Here is a 22,173-nt window from a genome sequence, read left to right on the forward strand (position 1 = left end):
GCGTGAGCTGGCTGCAGGCCAACCGCCGCACCGCGACCAGCGTCGGCAGCGAGGTCGGCGGCGACTGGGCCGAGGTCATCGCGCTCGACGACGACCTCGTCGCCGTCGTGCTCGGCGACGTCATGGGCCGCGGCGCCCGCGCCGCCACGGCGATGGGCGAGGTGCGCACGCAGGTCCGCACGCTGGCCCTCATCGACCCGCGCCCGAGCGCGGTGCTGCGCGGCCTCGACCAGTGCTTCGCCGTCAGCGGCACCGACGACCTGGTCACGCTCTTCTACGGCCTGCTGTCCGCCGACGGCCGGCTGCTCGCCGCGAGCGCCGGTCACCTGCCGCCGCTGGTCGCCGACGGCCTGGGCAGCCGCTACCTCGACGTCCCGCCCGGGGTCCCGCTCGGCGTCGCCGGGGACGAGCGCGCCGACGTCCTCGACGTCCGGCTCGGCCCGGGCGCCCTGCTCGCCGTGTTCTCCGACGGCCTCGTGGAGACGCGCACCCGCGGGCTGACGGACGGCCTCGACGCGGCGCTGGCCGTCTTCTCCACCGTCGCGCAGGGCAGCCCGGCCGAGGTCGGGCGGGAGCTCATGACCGAGCTGGGCCGCGGGGTGCTCGTCGACGACGACGTCACCGTGCTCGTCCTCCGCCTGCTGCGGGCGGGACGCTAGCCTCCCCGCGTGACGTCCCCCGGCTCCGCCTCGTCCCCGGCCGGAGCGAGCACCCCGTCCCCGACCGTCGCGGTCGTCGTGCCCGCCAAGGACGAGGAGGAGCGCATCGCCCGGACCGTGGAGTCGCTGCGCTCGCTGGCGGTCGCGGACCTCGTCGTGGTCGTCGACGACGGCTCCTCCGACGCCACCGCCCGCCGCGCCCGCGACGCGGGGGCGCACGTGGTCGCGCACCGGCGCAACCGCGGCAAGGCCGCCGCGATGCAGACGGGGGCCCGCGCGGTCGCGGCGGCGGAGGCCGCCGCCCCCCGGCCCGGCACCGGCCCCCGGCCCCTGCTGTTCGTCGACGCCGACCTCGCCGAGACCGCGGCGCGGACGGCGCCCCTGACGGGACCCGTGCTGGCCGGTGCGGCGGACCTGACGATCGCGGTCCTGCCCCGGCAGGCCTCCGCGGGCGGGGGCCGCGGCCTCGTCGTCGGGCTGGCCCGCCGGGGCACGCTGCGCGCCGCGGGCTGGTCGCCGCAGCAGCCCCTGTCGGGCATGCGCTGCCTCACCCGGCCCGCCTTCGAGGCCGCGCTGCCGCTGGCCCGCGGCTGGGGCGTGGAGACCGCCATGACGATCGACCTGCTCCGCGCGGGCCTGCGGGTGCAGGAGGTGCCCTGCGACCTGCAGCACCGCGTGAGCGGCACCGACCTGCGCGCCCAGCTGCACCGCGCCGCCCAGTACCGCGACGTCGCGCTGGCCCTGGCCCGCCGCCGGCTGCTGCTCGGTGGCGGCTGAGCCCACCGGGGCGCGGCCCCGGCTCGCCCTCGCGGCCGCCGCCGCGTCCCTGCTGCTGTGGGCGGCGGTCGCGGTCGCCGGTCCCTCGGCGGCCGCCCCGGACCTCGGCGGCGGGGTGGGCCCGCCGTTCGACCTGGGCCTGCGCCCGTCCTCGGCGCTGGTCAGCGGGCTGCTCGCCGCGTCGTGGCTGCTGGGGGGCACGTCGGTGCTGCTGGGCCTGGCCGCCGTCGCGCGCGGCTGGCGGCCCCGGCCCCGGCGGGTGCTGGCGGCGGGGGTCCTGGCCGCGCTCGTGGTCCTGCTCGTGCCGCCCGTCGGCTCCGCCGACCACCTGAGCTACGCGGCGTACGGCCGCATCGCCGCCCTCGGCGGGGACCCGTACACGCAACCGCCGGACACCTTCGCGGGCGGGGCGGACCCGGTCACCTCCGCCGTGCGCGACCCGTGGCGCTCGACGCCCTCGGTGTACGGGCCCGTCGGCACGGCCCTGCAGGCGCTCGCGTCCCTGCCCGGGGGCACGTCGGTGCGCGCGACGGTGTGGTGGGGGCAGCTGCTCGTCGTCGCGGCCTGGACGGGAGCCGCCCTCGGGCTCGACCGCGCGCTGCGGGGCCGGCCCGCCGCGCGGGCCCGCGCGGCGGTGCTGTGGACGCTGAACCCGCTGCTGCTGACGGTCGGGGCCGGCGGCGCGCACGTCGACGTCGTGGCCGGGGCGGCGGCGCTCGCCGCGCTCCTGCTCGCGCCGCGCCGCCCCGTGCTCGCGGGGGTGGCCCTCGGTGTCGCCGTCGGGACCAAGCTGCCCTACGGCGCGGTGGGGGCGGGGCTCGTCGTGGCGTGGGTGCTCGCGCGGCGCCGCGGGGACGGCCCCGGGCCCGCGCTGCTGCTGCGCGGGGCCGTCGGGGCGCTGCTCGTGCTCGTGCCCGCGCACGTGTGGGCGGGCGCGCACGCGTACGACCAGACGCGGGCCGCGAGCCGGTACGTCTCGCTGGCGACCGTGTGGCGGCCGCTGGTGGAGGCGGGCCTGCCCCGCGGTGCGCTGCTGCCGGGCACCCTGCTGCTGATGGCCGCCGTCGCCGCCCTGTGGTGGCGGCGGCTGGTCCTCGACGCCCCGCCGCAGCTCGCCGCCCAGGCCGCGGGCGTGACGGCGGTCCTGGCGCTGGGCTACCTCCTCGCCGCGCCGTACGAGCTGCCCTGGTACGACCTGCTGCTGTGGGGGCCGCTCGCGCTGTGGGCGGGTGCGGGCGCCGGGGTGCTCGACCGCCTGCTCACCGTCCGGCTGACGCTGCTCGCCCTCGCCTACGTCCCCGGGCTCGTGACGGGCATGTCGCCCGCGGTGGAGGCCGTGACGCTCGGGTACCGCAAGGAGGTCGGGCCGTGGATCGCGTGGGCGGCGCTGCTGAGCGTCCTCGCCCTTCCGCTGCTGCGGCGCCGGGCGCGTGTCCTACCGTTGCCGCGTGCCTGACGCGACCGCCCCGGACACCGCCGCACTGCTCGCCGCCTACGAGGCGGCCGTCCGCCGCCCTCACGTGAGCGCCCTGCCCACGGGGGTGATCGTCGAGGAGGACGGGCCGCTGACCCGCGTCTGGTACCCGGAGCGCGGGTTCGTCAGCGCCCCCGCGGACCTCGGGGTCACCGGGGACGAGCTCGACGCCCTCATCGCCCGCCAGCGCGACGCCTTCGCGGCCCGCGGGCGGTCGGTGGAGTGGAAGACCTGGGACCACGACGCCCCCGCCGACCTGCCCGAGCGACTGCAGGCCGCGGGGTTCGCGCCGGAGGACCCCGAGACGGTCCTCGTGGCCGACGTGGCGACCCTCCTGCAGCTCCCCGACGACGTGCCCGCCGGGCTCGCGCTGCGCGAGTCCTGCAGCGCCGAGGACACCCGCCGGGTCGCCGAGCTGCAGACCCGGGTGTGGGGCGACGACTGGTCCTGGCTGGCGGCGGACCTGTTCTCCCGCGCGCAGGGCGAGGGCCCGCTGGTCCGGATCGTCCTCGCCGAGGACGGCGACCAGCTCGTCTCGGCCGGCTGGCTCTCGCTCGTCCCCGACTCGGGCTTCGCGGGGCTGTGGGGCGGCTCGACGCTGCCCTCGCACCGCGGCCGCGGCGCGTACCGCTGCCTCGTGGCCCGGCGCGCGCGGATCGCGGCGGGCCTCGGGGTCCGCCACCTGCACGTCGACGCCTCGCCCGACTCCCGCCCCCTGCTCGAGCGCTTCGGCTTCACGGCCGTCGCCACCACGACGCCGTACGTCTACCCGCCCGCCTGAGGACGCGGCGGCTCAGACGAGCCGCAGCTCCTCGGCGAGGACCGCGAGCACGGGCAGCGGGTCGGTGTCCGGTGCGGTGAGGACCTGGGCGCAGACGTGGTCGGCCCCGGCGTCCACGTGGGCCCGCAGCCCGGCCGCGACCGCCGCCGCGTCGCCGTGCACCGCCAGGACGTCGATGAGCTCGTCGCTGCCGCCGTCGGCGACGTCGGCGTCGCCCCAGCCGAAGCGGCGCAGGTTGGCGAGGTAGTTGCGCAGGTGCAGGTAGGGCTGGTCGACCACGGGCCGCCCGATCGCCCGGGCCCGCACGGGGTCGGTCTCGAGGACCACCTTCTGCTCGGGCGCCACGAGCACGCCCGGGCCCACCTGCCGGCGGGCCGCGGCGGTGTGCTGCGGCGGCACCAGGTAGGGGTGGGTCCCGCGCGTGCGCTCGGCCGCGAGGGTCAGGGCCTTGGGCCCCAGGGCCGCGAGGACCCGGCCCTGCTGCGGCACGCCCGCCCGGTCCAGCGCGTCGAGGTAGTCGACCATCGTCGCCATCGGGCTGCGGTACTGCGCCGTCGCCTCGGGGTGGCCGATGCCCACGCCCAGCAGGAAGCGGCCGGGGTAGCGCTCCGCGAGGCGGTGGTAGGACGGCGCGACCTCCTCGGCGGGCGTCGCCCACATGTTGACGATGCCGGTGGCCACGACGATCCGCTCGGTCGCCGCCAGCAGGGCCTCGGCCTGCACGAGGTCCCCCGCGGGCGAGCCGCCGATCCAGAGGGTGCCGTAGCCGAGGCGCTCCGCCGCGCGCGCGAAGGGCGCGTCGAGCTGCGCCGCGCCGCGCCAGATGCCGTAGGTGCCGAGGTCGGGAGCGCCGCTGGGGTCCATGGGCGCCACTGTCGCAGCCGGCGCGGGCACCGGCGAAGGAGGCCCCGAGCGGGCCCGTGCCGGCCGCTGCTCCGCGGGACGTGGCGTACGGGTGGTCCGCGACCCGCGGGGTCAAGCGTGCGTCGGAGGGGCCGAGACCCTACCGTGACGGCCGGAGCTCCGCCGCCGTCGACCGCCTCGGACCACCGGGGAGGGACGCCCGGGGCACGCACCGAGGAGTGACCACGATGCCCGAGCAGAGCAGTGTCCTGGACGGGAGCGGCACCGTCGAGCTCCCGCGCGAGTGGTGGGGCGACGTCCTGCGCAGCGTCGCCGTCGGCGATCGCCGGATCGTCGTCGAGGACGCCGGCGGCCACCGCTTCGTCCTCATGTCCGAGAGCCGCTACCGCGCCCTCGAGGCGGCCCGCGCGCAGGCGCCGGTCCCGTCCTCCGTCACGCTGACCGCGCGCGAGCGCGAGGTCCTGCAGCTCGTCGGGCAGGGGTGCCCCGGCTCCGTGGTCGCCGAGCGCCTCGGCCTCGCCGCGAACACCGTCGCCCAGCACCTCGCGGCCGTCCGCCGCAAGTACGGCGTGAACTCCAGCGCCGCGGCCTGCGTCGCCGCGCGCGCCGACGGCCACATCGCCTGACCCCGCGCGCGCCCGCCGGGGGCCGGCGTGGCGCGGCGGGAGCCGTCGGCTGCGACGATGGGCGGGCCATGACCACCACACCGACCGCCTCCTTCCTCCCCGACCTGCTGCCCGCCGCCGGCACCGACGCCGCCGGTGACCCCGACGCCGTCCACGAGGCGTTCACGGACTGGGTCACCTCGCGCGGCATCGAGCTGTACCCCGCGCAGCAGGAGGCGCTCATCGAGGTGGTCTCCGGCAGCAACGTGGTGCTGTCCACCCCGACGGGCTCGGGCAAGTCCCTCGTCGCCACCGGGGCGCACGCCGCGGCCCTCGCGGCGGGCGTCCGGTCCTTCTACACGGCACCGCTGAAGGCGCTCGTGAGCGAGAAGTTCTTCGCGCTCGTCGAGACGTTCGGCGCCGACCGCGTCGGGATGATGACGGGCGACGCGTCCGTGAACCCGCACGCGCCGATCGTCTGCTGCACGGCGGAGGTCCTCGCGAACATCGCCCTGCGCTCCGGGCCGTTCGCCGACGTGGGCCAGGTCGTCATGGACGAGTTCCACTTCTACGCCGACCCCGACCGCGGCTGGGCCTGGCAGGTGCCGATCGTCGAGCTCCCGCAGGTGCAGTTCGTCCTCATGTCCGCCACCCTCGGCGACGTCACGTGGCTGCGCGAGGACCTGACGCGGCGGACCGGGCGGGCCACGGCCGTCGTGACGTCGGTGGACCGGCCCGTCCCGCTGCACTACTCGTGGGCCGTGACCCCGCTGCAGGAGACGGTCGAGGAACTCCTGCAGACCAGCCAGGCGCCCGTCTACGTCGTGCACTCCACGCAGGCCGCCGCGGTCGAGCAGGCGCAGGCCCTCACCAGCGCGAAGGTCGCCACCCGCGAGCAGCGCGACGCCATCGCCGAGGCCATCGGCGGGTTCCGGTTCGCCGCGGGGTTCGGCAAGGTCCTGTCCCGGCTGCTGCGGATGGGCGTCGGCGTCCACCACGCCGGCATGCTGCCCAAATACCGCCGGCTCGTGGAGACGCTGGCGCAGGCCGGGCTGCTCAAGGTCATCTGCGGCACCGACACCCTGGGCGTCGGGATCAACGTGCCGATCCGCACCGTGCTGTTCGCCGGGCTGACGAAGTTCGACGGCCGGCGCACCCGGCACTACCGGGCCCGGGAGTTCCACCAGATCGCGGGCCGCGCGGGCCGGGCGGGCTTCGACACCGCCGGCACCGTCGTCGTGCAGGCCCCCGAGCACGAGGTCGAGAACGCGCGCCGGGTCGCCAAGGCCGGGGACGACCCGAAGAAGCTCAAGAAGGTGCAGCGGGTCAAGGCGCAGGAGGGCTACGTGTCCTGGTCGCAGGCGACCATGGACAAGCTCGTCGTCGCCGAACCCGAGCAGCTCACGTCCCACTTCCGCGTGACGACCTCCATGCTGCTGAACGTCCTGCAGCGCCCCGGGAACCCGGTCGAGGCCATGCGGCACCTGCTGCTGGACAACCACGAACCCCGCAAGCTGCAGGTGCGCCACGTCCGGCGCGCCGTCGCCCTGTTCCGCGCGCTGCTCGACGCGGGGGTCGCGGAAGTCCTGCCCCAGCCCCTGCCCGACGGCCGCACGGTGCGCCTCGTCGTCGACCTGCAGTTCGACTTCGCCCTGAACCAGCCGCTGTCCCCGTTCGCCCTCGCGGTGCTGGACGACCTGCTGGACAAGGAGTCCCCGACGTACGCGCTCGACGTCGTCTCCGTCATCGAGAGCACGCTCGACGAGCCCATGAAGGTCCTCCTGGCGCAGAAGTCCAAGGCCAAGGGCGAGGCCGTGGCGCGGATGAAGGCCGAGGGCATCGAGTACGAGGAGCGCATGGCGCTGCTCGAGGACGTCGAGTGGCCGCAACCCCTGGCGGAACTCCTGCGCGCCGCCTACGAGGACTACCGGGCCGGGAACCCCTGGGTCTCCGACTACGAGGTGCGGCCCAAGTCGGTGGTGCGCGACATGTACGAGCGCGCCATGACGTTCGGCGACGTCGTCGCGTTCTACCAGCTCACCCGCTCCGAGGGCCTCGTGCTGCGCTACCTGGCCGACGCCTACAAGGCGCTGCGCCAGACGGTGCCCGAGGACGCGCGCACGGAGGAGCTCACCGACCTCGTCGAGTGGCTGGGCGAGGTGGTGCGCCAGACCGACTCCAGCCTGCTCGCGGAGTGGGAGCGGCTGCGCTCGGGCCTGGACGGCGAGGAGGCCGTGGAGAACGCGCTCGCGCCGCAGGAGGACGAAGCACCGCCGGTCACGCAGAACCCCCGGGCGTTCCGGGTGCTGGTGCGCAACGCCATGTTCCGGTTCGTGGAGCTCGCGGCGCTGGACCGGCCCGCGGCGCTGGCCGCCCTCGACGGCTCCCCGGCCGAGGACGTGTGGGCCGACCAGCTCGACGCCTACTACGAGGAGCACGAGTCCATCGGCACGGGCCCCGACGCCCGCGGCCCGCACCTGCTGCAGGTCGACGACGGCTCGGGCCCGGACCCGAAGGGCTCCCCCCGCGCCTGGTACGTCCGGCAGGTGCTCGACGACCCGGCGGGCGACCGGGACTGGGCGGTCGTCGCCGAGGTCGACCTCGACGCCTCCGACGAGGCGGGCACGGCCGTGGTGCGCGTCGGCGGGCTGCTGCGCCTGTGACGGGCCCCGCAGGGCCCCGGCCCCGGCGCGGCCCGTGATCTCCCTGCTGCAGCGCCGCGACGGCGGCCTCGGCGTCACCCGCGCCCGGCACCGGACGACCGCCTTCGTCTACGGCAACATCACCGTGCTCGGGGCCGTCCTCGCGGTGGGCGCAGGCGCGGTGGCGAGCGGGAGCGCGGTGCTGGCCGTCCTCGCGACCGCGCTCACGACGTTCGTCGCCCACGTCGTCGCGGACGTGGTGGCCGCAAGGGTCACCGACGGCCCGGACCAGCCGCCGCCTCCCGAGCACGAGCTGCGGGAGGAGCTGCGCGACGCCACGCCCGTCGCCACCTCCGGCCTGCTGCCCGCGGTCGTCCTGGGCCTGAGCGCCCTGGACGTGCTGCCGGTGGCGGTGGCCCAGCCGCTGGCCGCGCTCGTCGTCGTGGTCCGGCTGGCGCTGACGGGCGTGGTGGTCGAGCGGCTCAGCGGCGTCCGGCGTCACCCGCTGCGCTGTGGGGAGGTCTGGCGCTCGCGGGCGTCAGCGCCGCCGTCGCCGTCGTGAAGGCCGTCGCGACGCACTGAGACCGCCGCCACCCGCCGGCACCGGGGGGCGGCGCCGTCGCCGTAGGATCCGCGCGTGAGACAGCTGGCGGCGCCGTTCGTGGTGGCGGCCGTCGTCGCGGCCTGGTGGGTCCTGCGGCGGCGCCGGATGCCCGGCGTCACCGCCCGCGTCGTCGCCGGGGTCAGCGCCGCGGTCGTCCTCATCGTGCTGGGCTGCCTCGCGCTGGCCGTCACCGGCCTCGTCGAGGCCCTGCGCGGGGACGGCGCGGGCTGGGTGCCCGCGCTCGGGTACGGGATCCCGGCCGTGGCGCTCGGCAGCGCGGTGCCGCGGCTGGTGCAGCGCTACCGCGCCTACCGCGCCCTGGAGGCGCGGGGCTGACGGCCTGCGCCCGCCGCGCGCCTCACGGCTCGGCGTCGGCGCGCAGCTCCTGCAGGTCGAAGCGGTCCTGCACGACCTCGCGGGCCAGCTCGTCGAGCGTCTGCCCGCTGGCGTAGGCGTGGCCGCGCAGGGTGGCGAGGGCGTCGTCGCTGGACAGGTGGAGCTTGAGGTTGGCCATGCCGACGGCCACCCAGACGTCGCGCCGCCGGCGGATCGCCGGGGAGTCCAGCCAGGCGGAGGGCGAGCCGGGCGAGGGGGCGTCGCCCTCGCCCGCGTCGGGGCCGATCGTCTCCAGCAGCACCCCGGCGACGACCTCGGCGATGAGCTGCGCCGCGATGACGTCGTGGCCCTCGGGGGCGGTGGCCCCGCGCAGGTACAGGTCGAGCACGCCGAAGCGCTCCGCGCCCTGGCGCAGCGGCACGCTCAGCCCGGCGCGGTAGGGGGTGCGCCCGAGGTGCTCGGGCGCCAGCGAGGGCCAGCGCTCCTGCAGCTTCCCCGCGGTGACGGTGACCGGACGGCCCGCGGCGAAGGCCTCGAAGCAGGGCCCCTCGCCGATGGTGAACTGCAGGCGCTCGGCCGTCGCGGCGTCGTCGTCGCTGGCGCCCAGCGGCAGGCGCAGACCCGGGCCGCTCATGAGGCTGAGCCCCGCACCGTCGGCGTTCAGGACGGCGGCCGCGGCGCGCGCCAGGACGCTGGGCAGCAGCTCGCCGCCGTCGTCGGCGGCCTCGGCCATCCAGCTGCGCGTGAAGCGCTCGACCAGTTCCACCGGCTCACTCCTGCCTGGCTGACGTGGCTGCCCGGGTCTCGACAGTCGGTGCGGGCCAGGCTAGTGCGGGTCGTGAGCGCTCGCAGCCGGGCCGGGACGGGCTCAGTCGGGCCGCTCGCCCGTCGTCCGGTCGACCGCCGCGACGAGGTCCGCCGCCACCTCGAGGACGGGGCGGTCGGCCGAGCGGGAACGCTCCACGAGCCGGTCGTAGGCGCGGTCGGCGTCGCAGCCCTCCTGGGCCATGACGATCCCGGTGGCCTGGTCGATCAGCGCCCGGTTGCGCACGGCCACGTGCAGGTAGCGGGTGCGGGCGGCCTGCGCTCCCGAGCCGGCGGCGTTGACGAGCGCCACGGCGGCGAAGGTCGCGAACAGGCTCGCGAGCTGCTCACCCTCCGCGTCGACCTGGACGGGGGCGTCGACGCGGTACAGGTTCAGCGCGCCCGGCACCCGGCTGCGGGCGGGCAGCCCGACGGACAGGCTGGAGCGCACGCCGTGCTCCCGCGCGGCCGCGGCGAAGTCGGGGTAGTCCGCGTCGCGGGCCGTGTCCGCGACCCGGACGACGGTGGCCCCGCGCGCGGCGTCCAGGCACGGTCCCCGGCCCGAGGCGTACTGCTGCTCGTCCAGCGCGACGGCGAGTCCGCCGGTCGAGGCCGCGGTGCGCGCGCCCCCGCCGCCGGTGACGGTCAGCGACACCCCGTCGGCACCCCGGACGCTGCCCGCCACGAGCTGCGTCAGGCGCGCGAGCACCTCCTCCAGCGTGCCGCCCCGCAGGAGGAGGCGGCCGAGCTCGTCGAAGGGGTCGTCGCCCGGGGCCGGCGGGCTGGGCGTCGGCCCGTCCTGCGGCTGCTCCGTCTCGTCCACGAGCTCTCCGTCCAGTGCGGCGTCCACCGGCGTGCCGGTGGTCCCCGGCGGTCGCCACCGGGGTGCGCTGCGAGCTGTCGGTCCAACCCCTCCGCGGTCCGGCGCCCTCCTCGCGGCGACCGGCCTGCGGACGTGCAGTGAACAGATGCTAGCGAGCACCGCGGGCGGCCGCCGCCCGCGGCGCCCGGGCTCAGACCGTGAAGTGGGACACGACGTCCTGGAGCTCGCCGCTGAGGCGCTGCAGGCCCTCCGCGGTCGTGCGGGCGGTGTCGACGGTCGCCGCCGCGGCGGCCGCGGAGCTCGAGATGTCCTCGACGTTGTCGGCGATCTGGGTGGACCCCTCCGCCGCGCCGGCCACGTTGCGGCTGAGCTCCGCCGTCACCGCGCTCTGCTCCTCGACCGCGGACGCGATCGCGACCTGGTAGTCGTTCACGCGGCCGATGACGGCCTGGATCTGCGCGATGACGTCGACGGCGAGCTCGGTGTCGCCCTGGATGGCCTGCACGCGGCGGGAGATGTCCTCGGTCGCCCGGGCCGTCTCCTGCGCCAGGTCCTTGACCTCGCCCGCGACGACCGCGAACCCCTTGCCGGCGTCGCCCGCGCGGGCCGCCTCGATGGTCGCGTTGAGCGCCAGGAGGTTGGTCTGCTCGGCGATCGAGGTGATGATCTTGATGACGCTCGCGATCTCCGCGGACGACGCGCCGAGCTGCTTGATGGTGGTGTCGGCGCGCTCGGCCATCTGGACCGCGTCGTTGGTGACGGCGCTCGCCTGCGTCGTGTTGGCGCTGATCTCCTGGATGGCCGCGGTCATCTCCTCCGCGCCGGCCGCCGCGGTGTGGGCGTTGTTCGAGATCTCCTCGGCGGCGCCCGCGACCACCTGCGACTGGGCGGCGGTGCGCTGCGTGGCCTCGGACAGGTCGACGGCGACGGCCGCGACGTCCTGGGCGGCGGTGTCGACCCGCCCGGACACCAGGCTGACCGAGCGCAGGGCCGCGGCGATGGCGTCCTGCGTGGTGGCCAGCGCGACCGCCATCCGGCCGACCTCGTCGTGCTGGTCCACCTCCGCGCGGGACGTGAGGTCGCCGGCGGCGACGGCGGCCAGGGACGTCTGGATGCGGCGCAGGGGGCGCAGCACGGACCGCAGCGCCAGCAGGCCGATCGCGAGGCCCACGGCGATGCCGGCGGCGCCGACCGCGAGGATGAGGCGGCGCCCGCTGACCTGGGCGGCGCGGGAGTCGGCCGCGCGCTGCTGCGCCCGGGCGTCCTCCGCGGTCGTGACCGTCTGCTGCGCCGCGGTGATGAGGTCCGACACCGGGTCCAGCCGCTGCTGCTTGAGCACCGCGAACTCGTCGAAGTCGGCGGCCGCGGAGGCGAAGAGCGGGTCGGCGTAGGTCGTGCGCGCCGCGCGGTACTGCGCGACGAGGTCCTTGACCTCGGCCCACGCGGCGGGAGCGGCGGAGTCGAGCGTGTCGTAGGTGGCGACGGCGTCGTCCATCGCGGCGTCCTGCGACGTGAGGAACCCCTGGTAGGCGGCCTTGACGTCGGTCGAGCGCGTCGCGGCCAGGCCGGCCATGGCCAGCTCGGTGTTGTTGCGGGCGGCCGAGAACTCCCCGAGGGCCCGGATCGCCGGCACGCTGCTGGCCGAGATGGCCTCCGCGCGGTCGGCCGCCTGCCGGGACACCTGCACGCCCGTGACCATCGCGGTCAGGGTCGCCAGGGAGACGGCGATCAGTGCCGCCAGGACCTTCGTCCGGATGCTGAGGTCCCGGAAGCCCCGGACCCGCTGCCGCGCCTCGCTGCTGGACGCCATGTCGTGCTCCACTCGTCGCTGTCGTGCGGTCCCGCGCCGTGCGGGGGGACCGTGGTGCGCGCGACGACGTTGGCGGCACCGGTTGCATCGGCGCCCGCGGGCGGTCGCTTGAGCGTTGCAGCGCCGGACGCGGCGGCAGGTCAGCGGGGGGCGGTGCCCTCGGGCGAGAGCAGGTGGGCGACGCGGAAACCCAGCAGCTCGCGGAGCACGATCGACGTGGCGGTGCGGCGGATCCCCCTGCAGCGCAGGATGCGCTGGGTGATGTCGTAGATGTGGTCGGCGTCGCGCGCGGCGATCTGGATCATCAGATCGCTCTCGCCGGACATGCCCAGGCACTCGACCACCTCGGGGATGCGGGCCATCTCGGTGATCATCCGGTCGAACTCGTCCTGGTCGACGTCGGCGGTGACCACGGCCCGCAGCGGCAGCCCGAGGTGCGCCAGCGGGACGCGCGTGGAGTGCGGGTGCAGCGCTTCCACGCCGCCCAGCCGCTCGAGGCGGGCCTGCACGGTGCCGCGCGCGAGCGAGAGGTCCTGGGCGAGCCGCTGCACGGTGGCCCGCGGGTCGCGGTCCAGCGCCAGCAGGAGGCGCCGGTCCGTGGCGTCGAGGGCGGCGTCGGGCGTGGTCATCCCGATCACCTTAGGGCCCCGATCGATGTCCGCTCTGATCGATCCGACCAGTCGTCGTCGCACCGGTTGCCCACCTCGACCGGGCTGCGGTGTCATCGCTGCCATGGACGCCCTCCCCGCCGCCGCCTCGCAGGCCGCCACCGTGACCGTCGGCGCCTACCTCGCGCGGCGGCTGCAGCAGCTCGGCGTGGCCCACCTCTTCGGCCTGCCCGGTGACTTCAACCTGGCCCTGCTCGACGAGCTGCTGGCGGACGGCGCCCTGCGGTGGGTGGGGTCCGCGAACGAGCTCAACGCCGGCTACGCGGCCGACGGCTACGCGCGCGTGCGGCGCGGGGTGTCGGCCGTGGTCACGACGTTCGGCGTGGGGGAGCTGTCGGCGGTCAACGCGACCGCGGGCAGCTACGCCGAGGACGTGCCCGTCGTGCACGTCGTGGGGATGCCCGCGACGGCCGCGCAGGCCTCCGGGGCGCTGCTGCACCACACGCTCGCCGACGGCGACTTCTCCCACTTCGTGCGCATCGCCGCCGAGGTGAGCGCCACGGCCGTGGTGCTGCGCGAGGGCTCGGCCGCCCGCAGCATCGACCAGGCGCTGCTGACCGCCGTCGGCACCTCCAAGCCGGTCTACCTGGGCGTGCCCGTCGACGTCGCGCGCTCGCTGGTCCCCGCGGGGGCGCTGGCCCGCCCGCTGCGCGTCCTGCGCAGCGACGCGGACACGGCCGCGGAGTTCGCGCGCGCCCTCACGGAGTTCCTGGCCGGTGCCCCCGAGCTGACCGTGCTGGCCGGGCCCCGCCTGCACCGGCGCCACCTGGAGGACCGCGTGCGGGCGATCGCCGCGCAGCCCGGCGTGGCCGTGGCGACCCAGTCGGCGTCCAAGGCGATGCTCGACGAGTCGCACCCGGCGAACCTGGGCGTCTACGCCGGCGCGCACACGACGGTCGCCGCGACGCGGGAGCGCGTGGACGCCGCCGACCCGCTCGTCCTCGCGGGCGTCGCCCTCACCGACCTCCTCACGGGGTCGTTCACGCACCGCTTCGACCCCGGCCGCGCGGTCGACCTGCAGCTCGACCACGCCCGCATCGCGGGTGACGTGTTCTACGGCGTCTACCTCGACGAGTCGCTGCGGATCCTCGAGCAGGTGCTGCAGGCGCGCGAGCTCACCGCGGCCCCGCCCGTGCCCGGCCCCGTGACCGTCGACCGCCCGGCGGTCCCCGTGCCCGGGGACACCCCCCTGCGGCACGCGGAGTTCTGGCCCCTGCTGCAGGACTGGCTCGCCCCCGGCACGCTGCTCGTCGCGGACGCCGGCACGGCGTTCTACGGGGCGCTCGAACTCACGCTGCCCGACGGCAGCGACCTGCTGGGGCAGCCGGTCTGGTCGTCGATCGGTTACACGCTGCCCGCGACGCTCGGGGCCGTCCTCGCACGCCCCGAGCGCGAGACCGTCCTGGTCGTCGGCGACGGTGCGGCCCAGCTCACCGTCCAGGAGCTGGGCCGGCTGCTGACGTGCGGGGCCGCACCGACCGTGCTGGTGCTCAACAACGACGGGTACACCGTCGAGCGGCAGATCCAGAGCCCCGAGGCCGTCTACCAGGACGTGCTGGCGTGGAACTGGACCCAGCTGCCCGCGGCGCTCGGCGCTCCCGGCACGGCCACCCATCGGGTCTGCACGGGGGCCGACCTCGTCAAGGCGCTCGGCGAGGTGCGCGCGGAACCCGGCCGCCCCGCGCTCGTCGAGGTCGTGCTGCCGCGCGACGACGCCCCGGAGCTGCTGCGCCGCATCGCCCGCAGCCTCAGCTGAGGTCGGCGCGCTGCCGGCGGTGCCAGAACACGCGCTGCACCGCGAGCGTGCCGACCGCGGCGGCGACGATGCACGTGAGGTTCACGACGAGCTGCACGACCGCCCCGGCCGCCGTGCCGTACTGGCCGGTGACGGCGCCCGCGGCGATGTCGGCCGCCGCGGGCACGGTGGTGACGCTGATGAACACGCCCACGAGCGGACCCGACTTCGCGGACGTGAGCGACAGCGTCCCCGCGATGCCGGCGAGGAGCGCGACGATGACGCTGAAGGCGTCGGGTGCCGCCACGAACGAGGTCAGGGGCCGCCGGCCGTCGAGGAACTCCTGCGGCACCAGACCCACGGCGTTCAGCGCGGCGACCGCGAGGGCGGTCACCGCGACGGCCAGCGGGAACCCCAGCAGGATCGCCCGCAGCGGCCCGGCGACGAGGTCGCGGCGCCGGCGGACGACGGCGATGGCCAGCGCGGCGAGCGGCCCGAACTCCGGGCCGAGGACCATGGCGCCCACGATGAGGACCGTGCTGTCGGTGAGCAGCCCGACCGCCGCGATGAGCGTGGCCAGCACGAGGAACGCGAAGTAGCTGAGGGAGTTCGTGGCGCCGCCGTCGGCGGCCACCGCGAGCTGGTCCCACACCACGGCGTCGTCGCCCTCGCCCGGGGCCTCGTCCTCCGCGCGCCGCACGTCGCGGCCGATCGCGGTCTCGATGTTCTCCAGCACGATCGACCCGTGCTCGCCCACGCCCAGCGCCTGGAGGCGGCGCAGCACCCCGTCGGTGGCCTCGCGCGCCACCTCCGCCTGCAGCAGGTCGCCCGCGGGCGCGAGCGCGGCGCCGGGCAGGGAGACCACGTTCGTCGCCCCGGGTTCGTCGTGGAGCAGGGACAGCACGGCGGGGGTCATCGCGGGTGGGCAGACCACGCGGACGTGCACGACGCTCACGCGCGGCCGGGCCCGGTCGGGGGGAGTTCCACCCGACCATCCTGACCGGCGCGTGTGCCCGCCGGGGACGCGGGTAGGGACCGGGCGCCCGTGGTCCGGGCCCGAACCGCAGGAGGACGTCATGGCACGACCCGGTGCACCCGCCGACTGGTACCCGCTCCGGCTCAGCACACCCGTGAAGCCGCACGTGTTCGGCGGGCACGCCATCGCGCGGACCCTCGGCCGGCGCGGCCTGCCCGACTGGAGCGTCGCCGAGACGTGGGAGTGCAGCGACGTCGACGGCACCGCGGGTTCCGTCGTGGACGGGCCGCTGGCCGGGACCTCGTTGCGGCAGCTGGTGCTCGACCACCCGGAGGAGCTCGTGGGCGCCGGCTGGTCGGGGGAGTTCTTCCCCGTCCTCACCAAGTTCATCGACGCCACGGGCACGCTGCCCGTGCACCTGCACGCCGACGACGCCACGGCGCAGCGCCGGGAGGGCCAGGAGAACGGCAAGACGGAGGCGTGGCACGTCCTTGCGGCCGCGCCGGGCGCGACGGCGCTGTGCGGCGTGCGCGAGGGCGTGACGCGCGAGCAGCTGCGCGCGGCGCTCGAGGCGCAGGACGCCGACGCCGTGCTGCGGCGGCTGCCGCTGCGGGCGGGGGAGACCGTCCACGTCCCCGGCGGGACGCTGCACAGCTTCGGGCCCGACACGCTGGTCTACGAGATCGAGCAGACCTCCGACGTCCAGCAGCACGCGATGCGCTGGAACATGGAGGACGGCTCGCCCGTGCCCGACGAGGAGTGGCACGCCAACCTCGACGCGCTGCTCGCCGAGGTCGACCTCGCGCCGCGCCCGCACCCCGTGCCCGCTCTGGGGTTCACGGTGGCCGACGGCGTCCGGCGCACGTTCCTCACGGCGTGCCCGTCCTTCGCCCTCGAGCGCTGGACGGCGGGGACGACCGCGCCGCTGCGGCACCGGTTCGCCACGGCGCAGATCGTCTCGAACGTGGGCGCCCCCGTCCTGCTGCGCAGCGGCGGCCACGAGGTCCACCTCGGCGGCGCCGAGACCGTGCTGCTGCCCGCGGCGCTGGGCGAGGTGGAGGTCGCCGGGCCGGCGGACGTGCTGCTGGGGTACCTGCCCGACCTGGACCGCGACGTGCGGGCCCCGCTGGCCGCGGCCGGCTTCTCCCCGGAGGTCGTCGCGACCCTGGGCGAGGTGTCCGCCGCCGCCTGAGCGCGCGTCAGCCGCCCGGCGACAGCGCCGCCTCGTACGCGGCGCGCAGGAGCCGCAGGCGGGCGTCGTGGTCGGCGGGCCACGTCGTCCAGCCGGGCGGCTCGCCGCGCAGGGCGCGCTCGAGCTGCTCCAGCTGGAGCTGCCACGTCGCCAGCGACAGGGGGACCCAGGCGTCCTCCCCCTCGAGCTCGTTCGTCAGCGTGAGGCGCGTGCGGGCGACGAGGCCGCCCGCGTCCAGGGGCTCCAGCTGCCAGCGCAGGACGCCGTGCTCGGAGTTCGTGTGCTCCAGCAGCCGCGGCGGGTCGAGCGCGACGACCTGCCCCGGCCACCACTCCAGGCCGTCGGGCGGCCCGTAGAGCCACATCAGCGAGAACTCCCCGCCGGGCCGCAGGTCGGCGCGCAGGTCCGCCCACCACTGCCGCGTCACCGCCGGCACCGTCAGCGCGGTCCACAGGGTCGCGACGGAGTGCGGGTACTCCCGCACCCAGTGCAGGGTGGCGCGGTCACCGCCGTGCAGGACGGCACCGCCGATCAGCTCGGGCGTGCTCACGGCGGCCATCCTCGTGCACGCGTGCCCCGGGTACCGTCGGCCCGTGCCGACCGCGCAGCACCGCGACCCCCGCTTCCTGGCGCTCGTCGCGACCGGCGGCGCGCTCGGCACCCTGGCCCGGTGGGGCACGGCGCACGTCCTCCCGCCCGCCGGCTCCTGGCCCCTCGCGACGTTCGCCGTCAACGTCGCCGGGTCGTTCCTGCTGGGGCTGCTGCTCGAGGCGCTGCTGCGCCGGGGCGCCGAGGACGCCGGGCGGGCGGCCCTCCGGCTCGGGCTGGGCACCGGGTTCTGCGGGGGGTTCACGACGTACTCCAGCTTCGCCGTCGAGGTCGACGGCCTGCTGCGCGACGGTTCCGCCGGCGGGGCCGCGGTCTACGCCCTGGGCACCGTCGTCGCGGGCCTGCTGGCCGCGCTCGCGGGGGTCGCGCTGGCCGGCGCCCGGCACCGCGAGAGCCGCGCGTGATCCTGCTGGTGGCGCTCGCGGGCGGGGCGGGCGCCGTCGCGCGCTTCGTCGTCGACGCCGAGCTGCGGGCGCGGCGCGCGGGGACCTTCCCGCTGCCCGTCCTGCTCGTCAACGTGCTCGGCTCGCTGCTGCTGGGCCTCCTGACCGGCCTGGTCCGCGACGGCGCCGACGACGCGTGGCGGCTCGTGCTCGGCGTCGGGTTCTGCGGGGGGTTCACGACCTTCAGCACCACGACCGTCGACACCCTCCGGCTGGCCCAGCGCGGCGAGGTCGGGCGGGCGGTGGGCAACGCGCTCGGCACCCTGGCGCTCACCCTGGCCGCGGCTTGCGCCGGGCTGCTCCTCGCCGGGTCCGTGGGCTGAGGCGCGCCGCGCGCTCAGAGGGTGACGGCCAGGCTGGCCACGGCGGCGGCGAGGAGCAGGTTGACCGCCGCGGCCGGGATCGACCGCCGCACCGTCCGGGCGCCGCCGAAGCGGGCGTAGACGCGCTGCAGGCGCGGCGTGAGGCGCTGCCGCCAGATCGTCCCGGCGAGCAGCAGGAGCAGGCACGGCACGCAGTAGACGAGGCTGTAGAGGGCGAGCACGACCAGGCCGGAGCCCGCCGGGACGTCGGCGGCCGTCAGCCGCTCGATGGCGACGAGGTAGGGGAAGGCGTTGGGCAGGTCGGCCCCGGTGACGAGGACGCCGACGGGCGCGGCCGTCCACGGCCCGAACCACCGCGGCAGGACGACGGCCTTCCGCTCCCGCGTCCGGAGCCGCCGGACGCCGCTCACGGCGAGGACCAGCGCGGCCAGCGACAGCGCGCCCCGGCGGATCCACGTCGACGCGCCCTCGACGGCGCCGCCGACCGCGTCCGCCCCGAGGAACAGCCCCGTGCCCACCACCAGGACGGTGAGGTAGGCGCCCGCCACGTAGGCCAGCGCGGTCGCCCCGGGCCGCCGCGACGGCGCCAGCAGGATGAGCGTGACACCCGCGACGGTGGCCGGGTTGAGCGAGTCCAGCGCGGCGAGTCCGGCGATCGCGGCGAGGAGCGACGAGGTGAGCACGAGACGACAGTAGCTCATATGAGACGATGGCGTCTCACCACGCTACGCTGGCGGGGTGACGACCGCCCGTCCCCCCCTGTCGCCGACGCTCGCCGCGGACCTGTTCCCCGACGGCCTCGCCGCCCGGGTCGCGCAGCACCTCTCGCTGCTGCCGGCCGCCTCGATGGAGGAGCTCGCGAAGGCCGCCGGGACCAGCCGGGCGACGCTGTTCCGCCGCTTCCCCTCGCGCGCCGCGCTGGTCGCCGAGCTCTGCGAGGCCGCGGCGCACGGGTACCTGCAGGCGGTGGACACGGCGCGCCCCGAGGACGGCCCTCCGGCGCAGGCGCTCGAGCGCGTCGTCGAGGCCGTCGGCCACCTCGCCCCGGTCGCCGGTCTGCTGGGCCTGCAGCCGCTCGCGGAGCACGTCGAGGCCGCCCTGCTGGAGCAGGCGGCCGACACCGAGGAGCGGCTGCGCGCGCTGGTGCGCCGCGGGCAGCGCGACGGCTCCTTCCGCGTCGACGTGGACCCCGAGTGGGTGCTGACGATGCTCACCTGGATGACGGTGGCCGTGGCCGACAGCCTCCGGCTGGGCCGGCTGACGCCCGCGGCGGCGCAGCGCCACCTCGTCGCGACGCTCACGGGCGCGGTCGTCGTCCCGGCCGTGGGCGGGGGCGGCTGACGTGTCGGACCCGTGCGCCACCATCGCGGCAGCCGCGGTCGACCGACCGCCCCGGGAAGGACACGCCATGTTCCTCGGCCTGCGCACGGTCATCCACCCCGCCCCGGACCTGGCGGCCAGCACCGCCTGGTTCCGCCGCGTGCTGGGTGAGGAGCCGTCCTTCGACGAGCCGTTCTACGTCGGGTTCGAGGTCGGCGGCTACGAGCTCGGCCTCGACCCGGCCGCCGACCCGGCCGACGGACCGGTGTCCTACTGGGGCGTCCCGGACGCCGCGGTGGCGCTCGCGGAGCTGCTCGCCGCGGGCGCGGCGCCGCACGGCGAGCTGCGCGACGTCGGCGGCGGCATCCGCCTCGCGACGGTGCGCGAACCGGGCGGGGGCGTCCTCGGCGTCATCGAGAACCCCCACTTCGCGCTGCCCCAGGCGGCCGCGGCGCCCACCGGGCCCGGTCGCTGACCCCGTGGTCGTCCTCAGCACCGGCGAGGTCGACCTCGGCCTCACGCTCGCGCCCCTGGGGATGCTGAGCCGGGACCCGACGCTGCGCCTGGGGCCCGGCTCGATGACGCGCGCGACGCTCACCCCCGAGGGCCCCGGCACCCTCGCGGTGACGTGGACCGCGGGGCACCCGGAGGCCGAGGTGCGCACGTCCGGCCCGGGCGCTGACTGGCTGACGGCACGGGCGCCCGCGCTGCTCGGCCTCCTCGACGACGCGGCCGGCTTCGCCCCGACGGCGTCGCCCGTGCGGGAGCTGTGGCGGCGCCACCGGGGCGACCGCATCGCCGCGACGGGGACGCTGTGGCACGACCTCGCCTTCTTCGTCGTCCAGCAGCGCGTCGCCCGCGCGGACGCCGCGGCGCAGTGGGCTCGGCTCGTGCGGGCGCTGGGCACGCCGGCGCCGGACGCACCCGAGCTGGTGGTCCCGCCCGCCCCGGCCGTCGTGGCCCGGTTGCCCTACGAGGCGTTCCACCGCTTCGGGATCGAGCGCCAGCGGGCCCAGCACCTCGTCGAGGCCGCACGGTGCGCCCACCGGCTGCACGCCGACCCGGCCCCGGACCGCGGGGCGGTGCTGGCGGCGCTGGCCGGCGTCCGCGGGGTCGGCCCGTGGACGCGCGGCTGCCTGGACACGTTCACCTTCGGCGCCGCGGACACCGTCATCACCGGCGACGCCGGCATCCCGTCGATGGTCGCGTGGCTGCTCGCGGGGGAGCGGCGCGCCGACGACGCGCGCATGCTCGAGCTCCTCGAGCCCTACCGCCCGCACCGCTACCGCGTCGTCCGCCTGGCCTTCGCCGGCGGGAGCACACCGCCCCGGCGCGGCCCGCGGACCGCCCCGCACGAGATCCGGGGACGGTGAGCGCCGCGCCGGCGGACCGGTTCGACCACGTCGAGGTGGCGTCCACCACGGAACTGCACGACTGGCTCCTCGCCCACCACACCCAACGGGAGGCGGTGTGGCTCGTGACGTGGAAGAAGGCCGTGCCGGCCCGCTACGTCCCCCACGAGCAGGTCCTCGACGAGCTCGTCGCGTTCGGCTGGATCGACGGGATCCGGCGGCGCATCGACGACGAGCGCACCCGGCAGCTCGTCAGCCCGCGGCGCACGCAGCCGTGGGCGCGCAGCTACCGCGACCGCGCGGAACGGCTCATCGCGGCCGGGCGCATGCACCCCGCCGGTCTCGCCGACGTCGAGGCGGCCAAGCGCACCGGCGCGTGGGAGGCGATGACGGACGTCGACGACCTCGTCGTGCCGGACGACCTCACCGCGGCGCTGCGCGAGCACCCGCCCGCGGAGGCGTTCTTCTCCGCCTGCCCACCCTCGACCCGCCGCAACGTCCTGCGCTGGATCGCCTCCGCGAAGACCCCGGCCACGCGCGAGAAGCGCGTCCTGCGCACGGCTTCCGACGCGCAGCAGGGGATCCGGGTCAAGAGCAACGGGTGACGGGCGGGCGCCTCAGCGCCGCGCCTCCTCGCGCAGGGGCCGGACCGCGGGGGGCACGGCGTCACCCGTCACGGCCGGGAACTCGCACGTGAAGCTGCCGGTGTACCCGGCGAGCGGGCCGAACCGCTCGTTGGTGATGCGCACGTCGATCGTGAACCGCTGCCGCTCGTCGTCGTAGCCCTCGGTCAGCTCGGCCCGCCCCGACAGCAGCATCGGGAACCGGAACGCGACCGGGCCCTCGTAGAAGCGCTGCGCCCCCGAGACGATCCGGAGGCTGCCGTCCGCCAGCACGGACGGCACCAGGTCGACCGCCAGGTGCTGGTGGGTGCCCAGGTAGTCGAGGACCCGCCCCGGCCCGTCGGCGACCAGGGTCGCGTCGAAGCGCCGGCGGCGTCCCGGGGCGATCTCGAACGTCCGCACGACGGTGACCGTCTCGCGCCCCAGGGAGTCGACGTAGGCGTAGTTCTCCACGCTGAACGGGACGTCCGTCCCCGCATCCGGCACGAGGATGTTCCGCCAGGCGCCCAGGTGCAGGAACGGCAGCGTCCACGACGGCCCGTGCCAGACGCGGTCCATCGTGCCGCGCCCCACGCAGGAGTACCCCGCGGCCGTGGACACCCCGAACCGGCGGCGCAGCATGGGGTGCAGGTCCGCGGCGCGCTCCCCCAGGGCGCCGAGCACGACGCTGCCGGCCGCGGCGGCGAGGCCGGTCACGCCGGCCGCCCGGCGGGGACCGGGACCCCGTCGAGCGTCGCCGGGGCCGTCGCGGAC

Annotated in this window: 25 protein-coding genes; 16 read left to right on the forward strand and 9 right to left on the reverse strand. The window is 76.7% G+C overall.

Going from position 1 to position 22,173, the window contains the following annotated elements:
* From GTR02_RS07440 to GTR02_RS24275, 4 genes are all read left to right on the forward strand, one after another.
* A partial coding sequence (locus GTR02_RS07440) for a PP2C family protein-serine/threonine phosphatase (RefSeq protein ID WP_166606849.1) occupies positions 1-659 on the forward strand: 659 nt, incomplete at its 5' end.
* 9 nt (positions 660-668) lie between these two features.
* Complete coding sequence (locus GTR02_RS07445; protein WP_166606850.1) at positions 669-1,436, forward strand: glycosyltransferase; 768 nt, start codon at positions 669-671, stop codon at positions 1,434-1,436.
* On the forward strand, positions 1,426-2,892 hold the full coding sequence (locus tag GTR02_RS07450; RefSeq protein WP_166606851.1) for an MptA/MptB family glycosyltransferase: 1,467 nt from the start codon (positions 1,426-1,428) through the stop codon (positions 2,890-2,892). The genes GTR02_RS07445 and GTR02_RS07450 overlap by 11 nt, the downstream gene beginning before the upstream one ends.
* A complete protein-coding gene (locus GTR02_RS24275) occupies positions 2,885-3,691 on the forward strand; it encodes a GNAT family N-acetyltransferase (RefSeq protein WP_166606852.1) in 807 nt (268 codons plus the stop codon). Before GTR02_RS07450 ends, GTR02_RS24275 begins: the two co-directional genes overlap by 8 nt.
* Before the next feature lie 12 nt (positions 3,692-3,703).
* Here the strand turns inward: GTR02_RS24275 and GTR02_RS07460 are convergent, their stop codons facing one another.
* Positions 3,704-4,555 carry an LLM class F420-dependent oxidoreductase gene (locus tag GTR02_RS07460; protein WP_166606853.1) on the reverse strand — a complete coding sequence of 284 codons (852 nt, stop codon included), beginning with the start codon at positions 4,553-4,555 and terminating at the stop codon, positions 3,704-3,706.
* Positions 4,556-4,782: 227 nt separating this feature from the next.
* Between GTR02_RS07460 and GTR02_RS07465 the strand changes: the two genes are divergently transcribed.
* The 4 genes from GTR02_RS07465 (at position 4,783) to GTR02_RS07480 (ending at position 8,742) form a co-directional block, all read left to right on the forward strand.
* On the forward strand, positions 4,783-5,181 hold the full coding sequence (locus GTR02_RS07465) for a helix-turn-helix transcriptional regulator (protein ID WP_166606854.1): 399 nt from the start codon (positions 4,783-4,785) through the stop codon (positions 5,179-5,181).
* A gap of 104 nt (positions 5,182-5,285) precedes the next feature.
* Positions 5,286-7,823, forward strand: coding sequence for a DEAD/DEAH box helicase (locus GTR02_RS07470; protein WP_420814706.1), 2,538 nt, complete (start codon positions 5,286-5,288; stop codon positions 7,821-7,823).
* 34 nt (positions 7,824-7,857) lie between these two features.
* Positions 7,858-8,364, forward strand: coding sequence for a hypothetical protein (locus tag GTR02_RS07475; protein WP_166606856.1), 507 nt, complete (start codon positions 7,858-7,860; stop codon positions 8,362-8,364).
* 75 nt (positions 8,365-8,439) lie between these two features.
* On the forward strand, positions 8,440-8,742 hold the full coding sequence (locus GTR02_RS07480) for a hypothetical protein (RefSeq protein ID WP_166606857.1): 303 nt from the start codon (positions 8,440-8,442) through the stop codon (positions 8,740-8,742).
* Positions 8,743-8,764: 22 nt separating this feature from the next.
* Here GTR02_RS07480 and GTR02_RS07485 read toward each other — a convergent pair whose 3' ends face one another.
* The 4 genes from GTR02_RS07485 to GTR02_RS07500 form a co-directional block, all read right to left on the reverse strand.
* A complete protein-coding gene (locus tag GTR02_RS07485; RefSeq protein WP_166606858.1) occupies positions 8,765-9,508 on the reverse strand; it encodes a GAF domain-containing protein in 744 nt (247 codons plus the stop codon).
* Between the two features lie 102 nt (positions 9,509-9,610).
* Positions 9,611-10,396 carry an ANTAR domain-containing protein gene (locus tag GTR02_RS07490; RefSeq protein ID WP_166606859.1) on the reverse strand — a complete coding sequence of 262 codons (786 nt, stop codon included), beginning with the start codon at positions 10,394-10,396 and terminating at the stop codon, positions 9,611-9,613.
* A gap of 163 nt (positions 10,397-10,559) precedes the next feature.
* Positions 10,560-12,179, reverse strand: coding sequence for a methyl-accepting chemotaxis protein (locus tag GTR02_RS07495; RefSeq protein WP_166606860.1), 1,620 nt, complete (start codon positions 12,177-12,179; stop codon positions 10,560-10,562).
* 140 nt (positions 12,180-12,319) lie between these two features.
* On the reverse strand, positions 12,320-12,808 hold the full coding sequence (locus GTR02_RS07500; RefSeq protein WP_166606861.1) for an Lrp/AsnC family transcriptional regulator: 489 nt from the start codon (positions 12,806-12,808) through the stop codon (positions 12,320-12,322).
* 103 nt (positions 12,809-12,911) lie between these two features.
* Between GTR02_RS07500 and GTR02_RS07505 the strand changes: the two genes are divergently transcribed.
* Positions 12,912-14,603 (forward strand): alpha-keto acid decarboxylase family protein, encoded by a 1,692-nt coding sequence (locus GTR02_RS07505; protein WP_166606862.1) that lies wholly within the window; start codon positions 12,912-12,914, stop codon positions 14,601-14,603.
* Here the strand turns inward: GTR02_RS07505 and GTR02_RS24280 are convergent.
* Positions 14,596-15,537 carry a DUF389 domain-containing protein gene (locus GTR02_RS24280; protein ID WP_205708811.1) on the reverse strand — a complete coding sequence of 314 codons (942 nt, stop codon included), beginning with the start codon at positions 15,535-15,537 and terminating at the stop codon, positions 14,596-14,598. The genes GTR02_RS07505 and GTR02_RS24280 overlap by 8 nt on opposite strands.
* 121 nt (positions 15,538-15,658) lie before the next feature.
* Here GTR02_RS24280 and GTR02_RS07515 point away from each other — a divergent pair, with 121 nt between their 5' ends.
* Positions 15,659-16,750: a class I mannose-6-phosphate isomerase gene (locus tag GTR02_RS07515; protein ID WP_166606863.1), complete on the forward strand. Its 1,092-nt coding sequence runs from the start codon at positions 15,659-15,661 to the stop codon at positions 16,748-16,750.
* 7 nt (positions 16,751-16,757) lie between these two features.
* Here GTR02_RS07515 and GTR02_RS07520 read toward each other — a convergent pair whose 3' ends face one another.
* Positions 16,758-17,300 carry an SRPBCC domain-containing protein gene (locus GTR02_RS07520; RefSeq protein ID WP_166606864.1) on the reverse strand — a complete coding sequence of 181 codons (543 nt, stop codon included), beginning with the start codon at positions 17,298-17,300 and terminating at the stop codon, positions 16,758-16,760.
* Between the two features lie 43 nt (positions 17,301-17,343).
* On the opposite strand from GTR02_RS07520, the gene GTR02_RS07525 reads away from it, so the two are divergent.
* The gene (locus GTR02_RS07525; RefSeq protein WP_166606865.1) at positions 17,344-17,763 is read left to right on the forward strand and encodes a CrcB family protein; all 420 of its coding nucleotides are present in this window, start codon (positions 17,344-17,346) and stop codon (positions 17,761-17,763) included.
* Positions 17,760-18,125, forward strand: coding sequence for a fluoride efflux transporter CrcB (crcB, locus tag GTR02_RS07530; protein WP_166606866.1), 366 nt, complete (start codon positions 17,760-17,762; stop codon positions 18,123-18,125). Before GTR02_RS07525 ends, crcB begins: the two co-directional genes overlap by 4 nt.
* 14 nt (positions 18,126-18,139) lie before the next feature.
* Here the strand turns inward: crcB and GTR02_RS07535 are convergent, their stop codons facing one another.
* A complete protein-coding gene (locus tag GTR02_RS07535) occupies positions 18,140-18,808 on the reverse strand; it encodes a GAP family protein (RefSeq protein ID WP_166606867.1) in 669 nt (222 codons plus the stop codon).
* A gap of 55 nt (positions 18,809-18,863) precedes the next feature.
* On the opposite strand from GTR02_RS07535, the gene GTR02_RS07540 reads away from it, so the two are divergent.
* The 4 genes from GTR02_RS07540 (at position 18,864) to GTR02_RS24285 (ending at position 21,402) form a co-directional block, all read left to right on the forward strand.
* A complete protein-coding gene (locus GTR02_RS07540; protein WP_166606868.1) occupies positions 18,864-19,466 on the forward strand; it encodes a TetR family transcriptional regulator in 603 nt (200 codons plus the stop codon).
* 67 nt (positions 19,467-19,533) lie between these two features.
* Entirely contained in the window at positions 19,534-19,920 is a 387-nt protein-coding gene (locus GTR02_RS07545; RefSeq protein WP_166606869.1) for a VOC family protein, read from the forward strand.
* A gap of 4 nt (positions 19,921-19,924) precedes the next feature.
* Positions 19,925-20,818 carry a DNA-3-methyladenine glycosylase family protein gene (locus tag GTR02_RS07550; RefSeq protein WP_166606870.1) on the forward strand — a complete coding sequence of 298 codons (894 nt, stop codon included), beginning with the start codon at positions 19,925-19,927 and terminating at the stop codon, positions 20,816-20,818.
* Positions 20,815-21,402 carry a YdeI/OmpD-associated family protein gene (locus GTR02_RS24285; protein WP_166606871.1) on the forward strand — a complete coding sequence of 196 codons (588 nt, stop codon included), beginning with the start codon at positions 20,815-20,817 and terminating at the stop codon, positions 21,400-21,402. The genes GTR02_RS07550 and GTR02_RS24285 overlap by 4 nt, the downstream gene beginning before the upstream one ends.
* Positions 21,403-21,414: 12 nt before the next feature.
* On the opposite strand, the gene GTR02_RS07560 is transcribed toward GTR02_RS24285, so the two are convergent.
* On the reverse strand, positions 21,415-22,041 hold the full coding sequence (locus GTR02_RS07560) for a DUF4166 domain-containing protein (protein ID WP_166606873.1): 627 nt from the start codon (positions 22,039-22,041) through the stop codon (positions 21,415-21,417).
* Between the last annotated feature and the right edge of the window lie 132 nt (positions 22,042-22,173).

This window comes from Kineococcus siccus (assembly GCF_009906795.1).
Classification (GTDB): domain Bacteria; phylum Actinomycetota; class Actinomycetes; order Actinomycetales; family Kineococcaceae; genus Kineococcus; species Kineococcus siccus.

What these genes read in the sequence shown, in the direction of transcription:
- GTR02_RS07460 (WP_166606853.1), bottom strand. Translation starts at nt 4,555, where the DNA reads ATGGACCCCAGCGGCGCTCCCGACCTCGGCACCTACGGCATCTGGCGC.
- GTR02_RS07465 (WP_166606854.1), top strand. Translation starts at nt 4,783, where the DNA reads ATGCCCGAGCAGAGCAGTGTCCTGGACGGGAGCGGCACCGTCGAGCTC.
- GTR02_RS07495 (WP_166606860.1), bottom strand. Translation starts at nt 12,179, where the DNA reads ATGGCGTCCAGCAGCGAGGCGCGGCAGCGGGTCCGGGGCTTCCGGGAC.
- GTR02_RS07500 (WP_166606861.1), bottom strand. Translation starts at nt 12,808, where the DNA reads ATGACCACGCCCGACGCCGCCCTCGACGCCACGGACCGGCGCCTCCTG.
- GTR02_RS07505 (WP_166606862.1), top strand. Translation starts at nt 12,912, where the DNA reads ATGGACGCCCTCCCCGCCGCCGCCTCGCAGGCCGCCACCGTGACCGTC.
- GTR02_RS07515 (WP_166606863.1), top strand. Translation starts at nt 15,659, where the DNA reads ATGGCACGACCCGGTGCACCCGCCGACTGGTACCCGCTCCGGCTCAGC.
- GTR02_RS07545 (WP_166606869.1), top strand. Translation starts at nt 19,534, where the DNA reads ATGTTCCTCGGCCTGCGCACGGTCATCCACCCCGCCCCGGACCTGGCG.
- GTR02_RS07560 (WP_166606873.1), bottom strand. Translation starts at nt 22,041, where the DNA reads ATGCTGCGCCGCCGGTTCGGGGTGTCCACGGCCGCGGGGTACTCCTGC.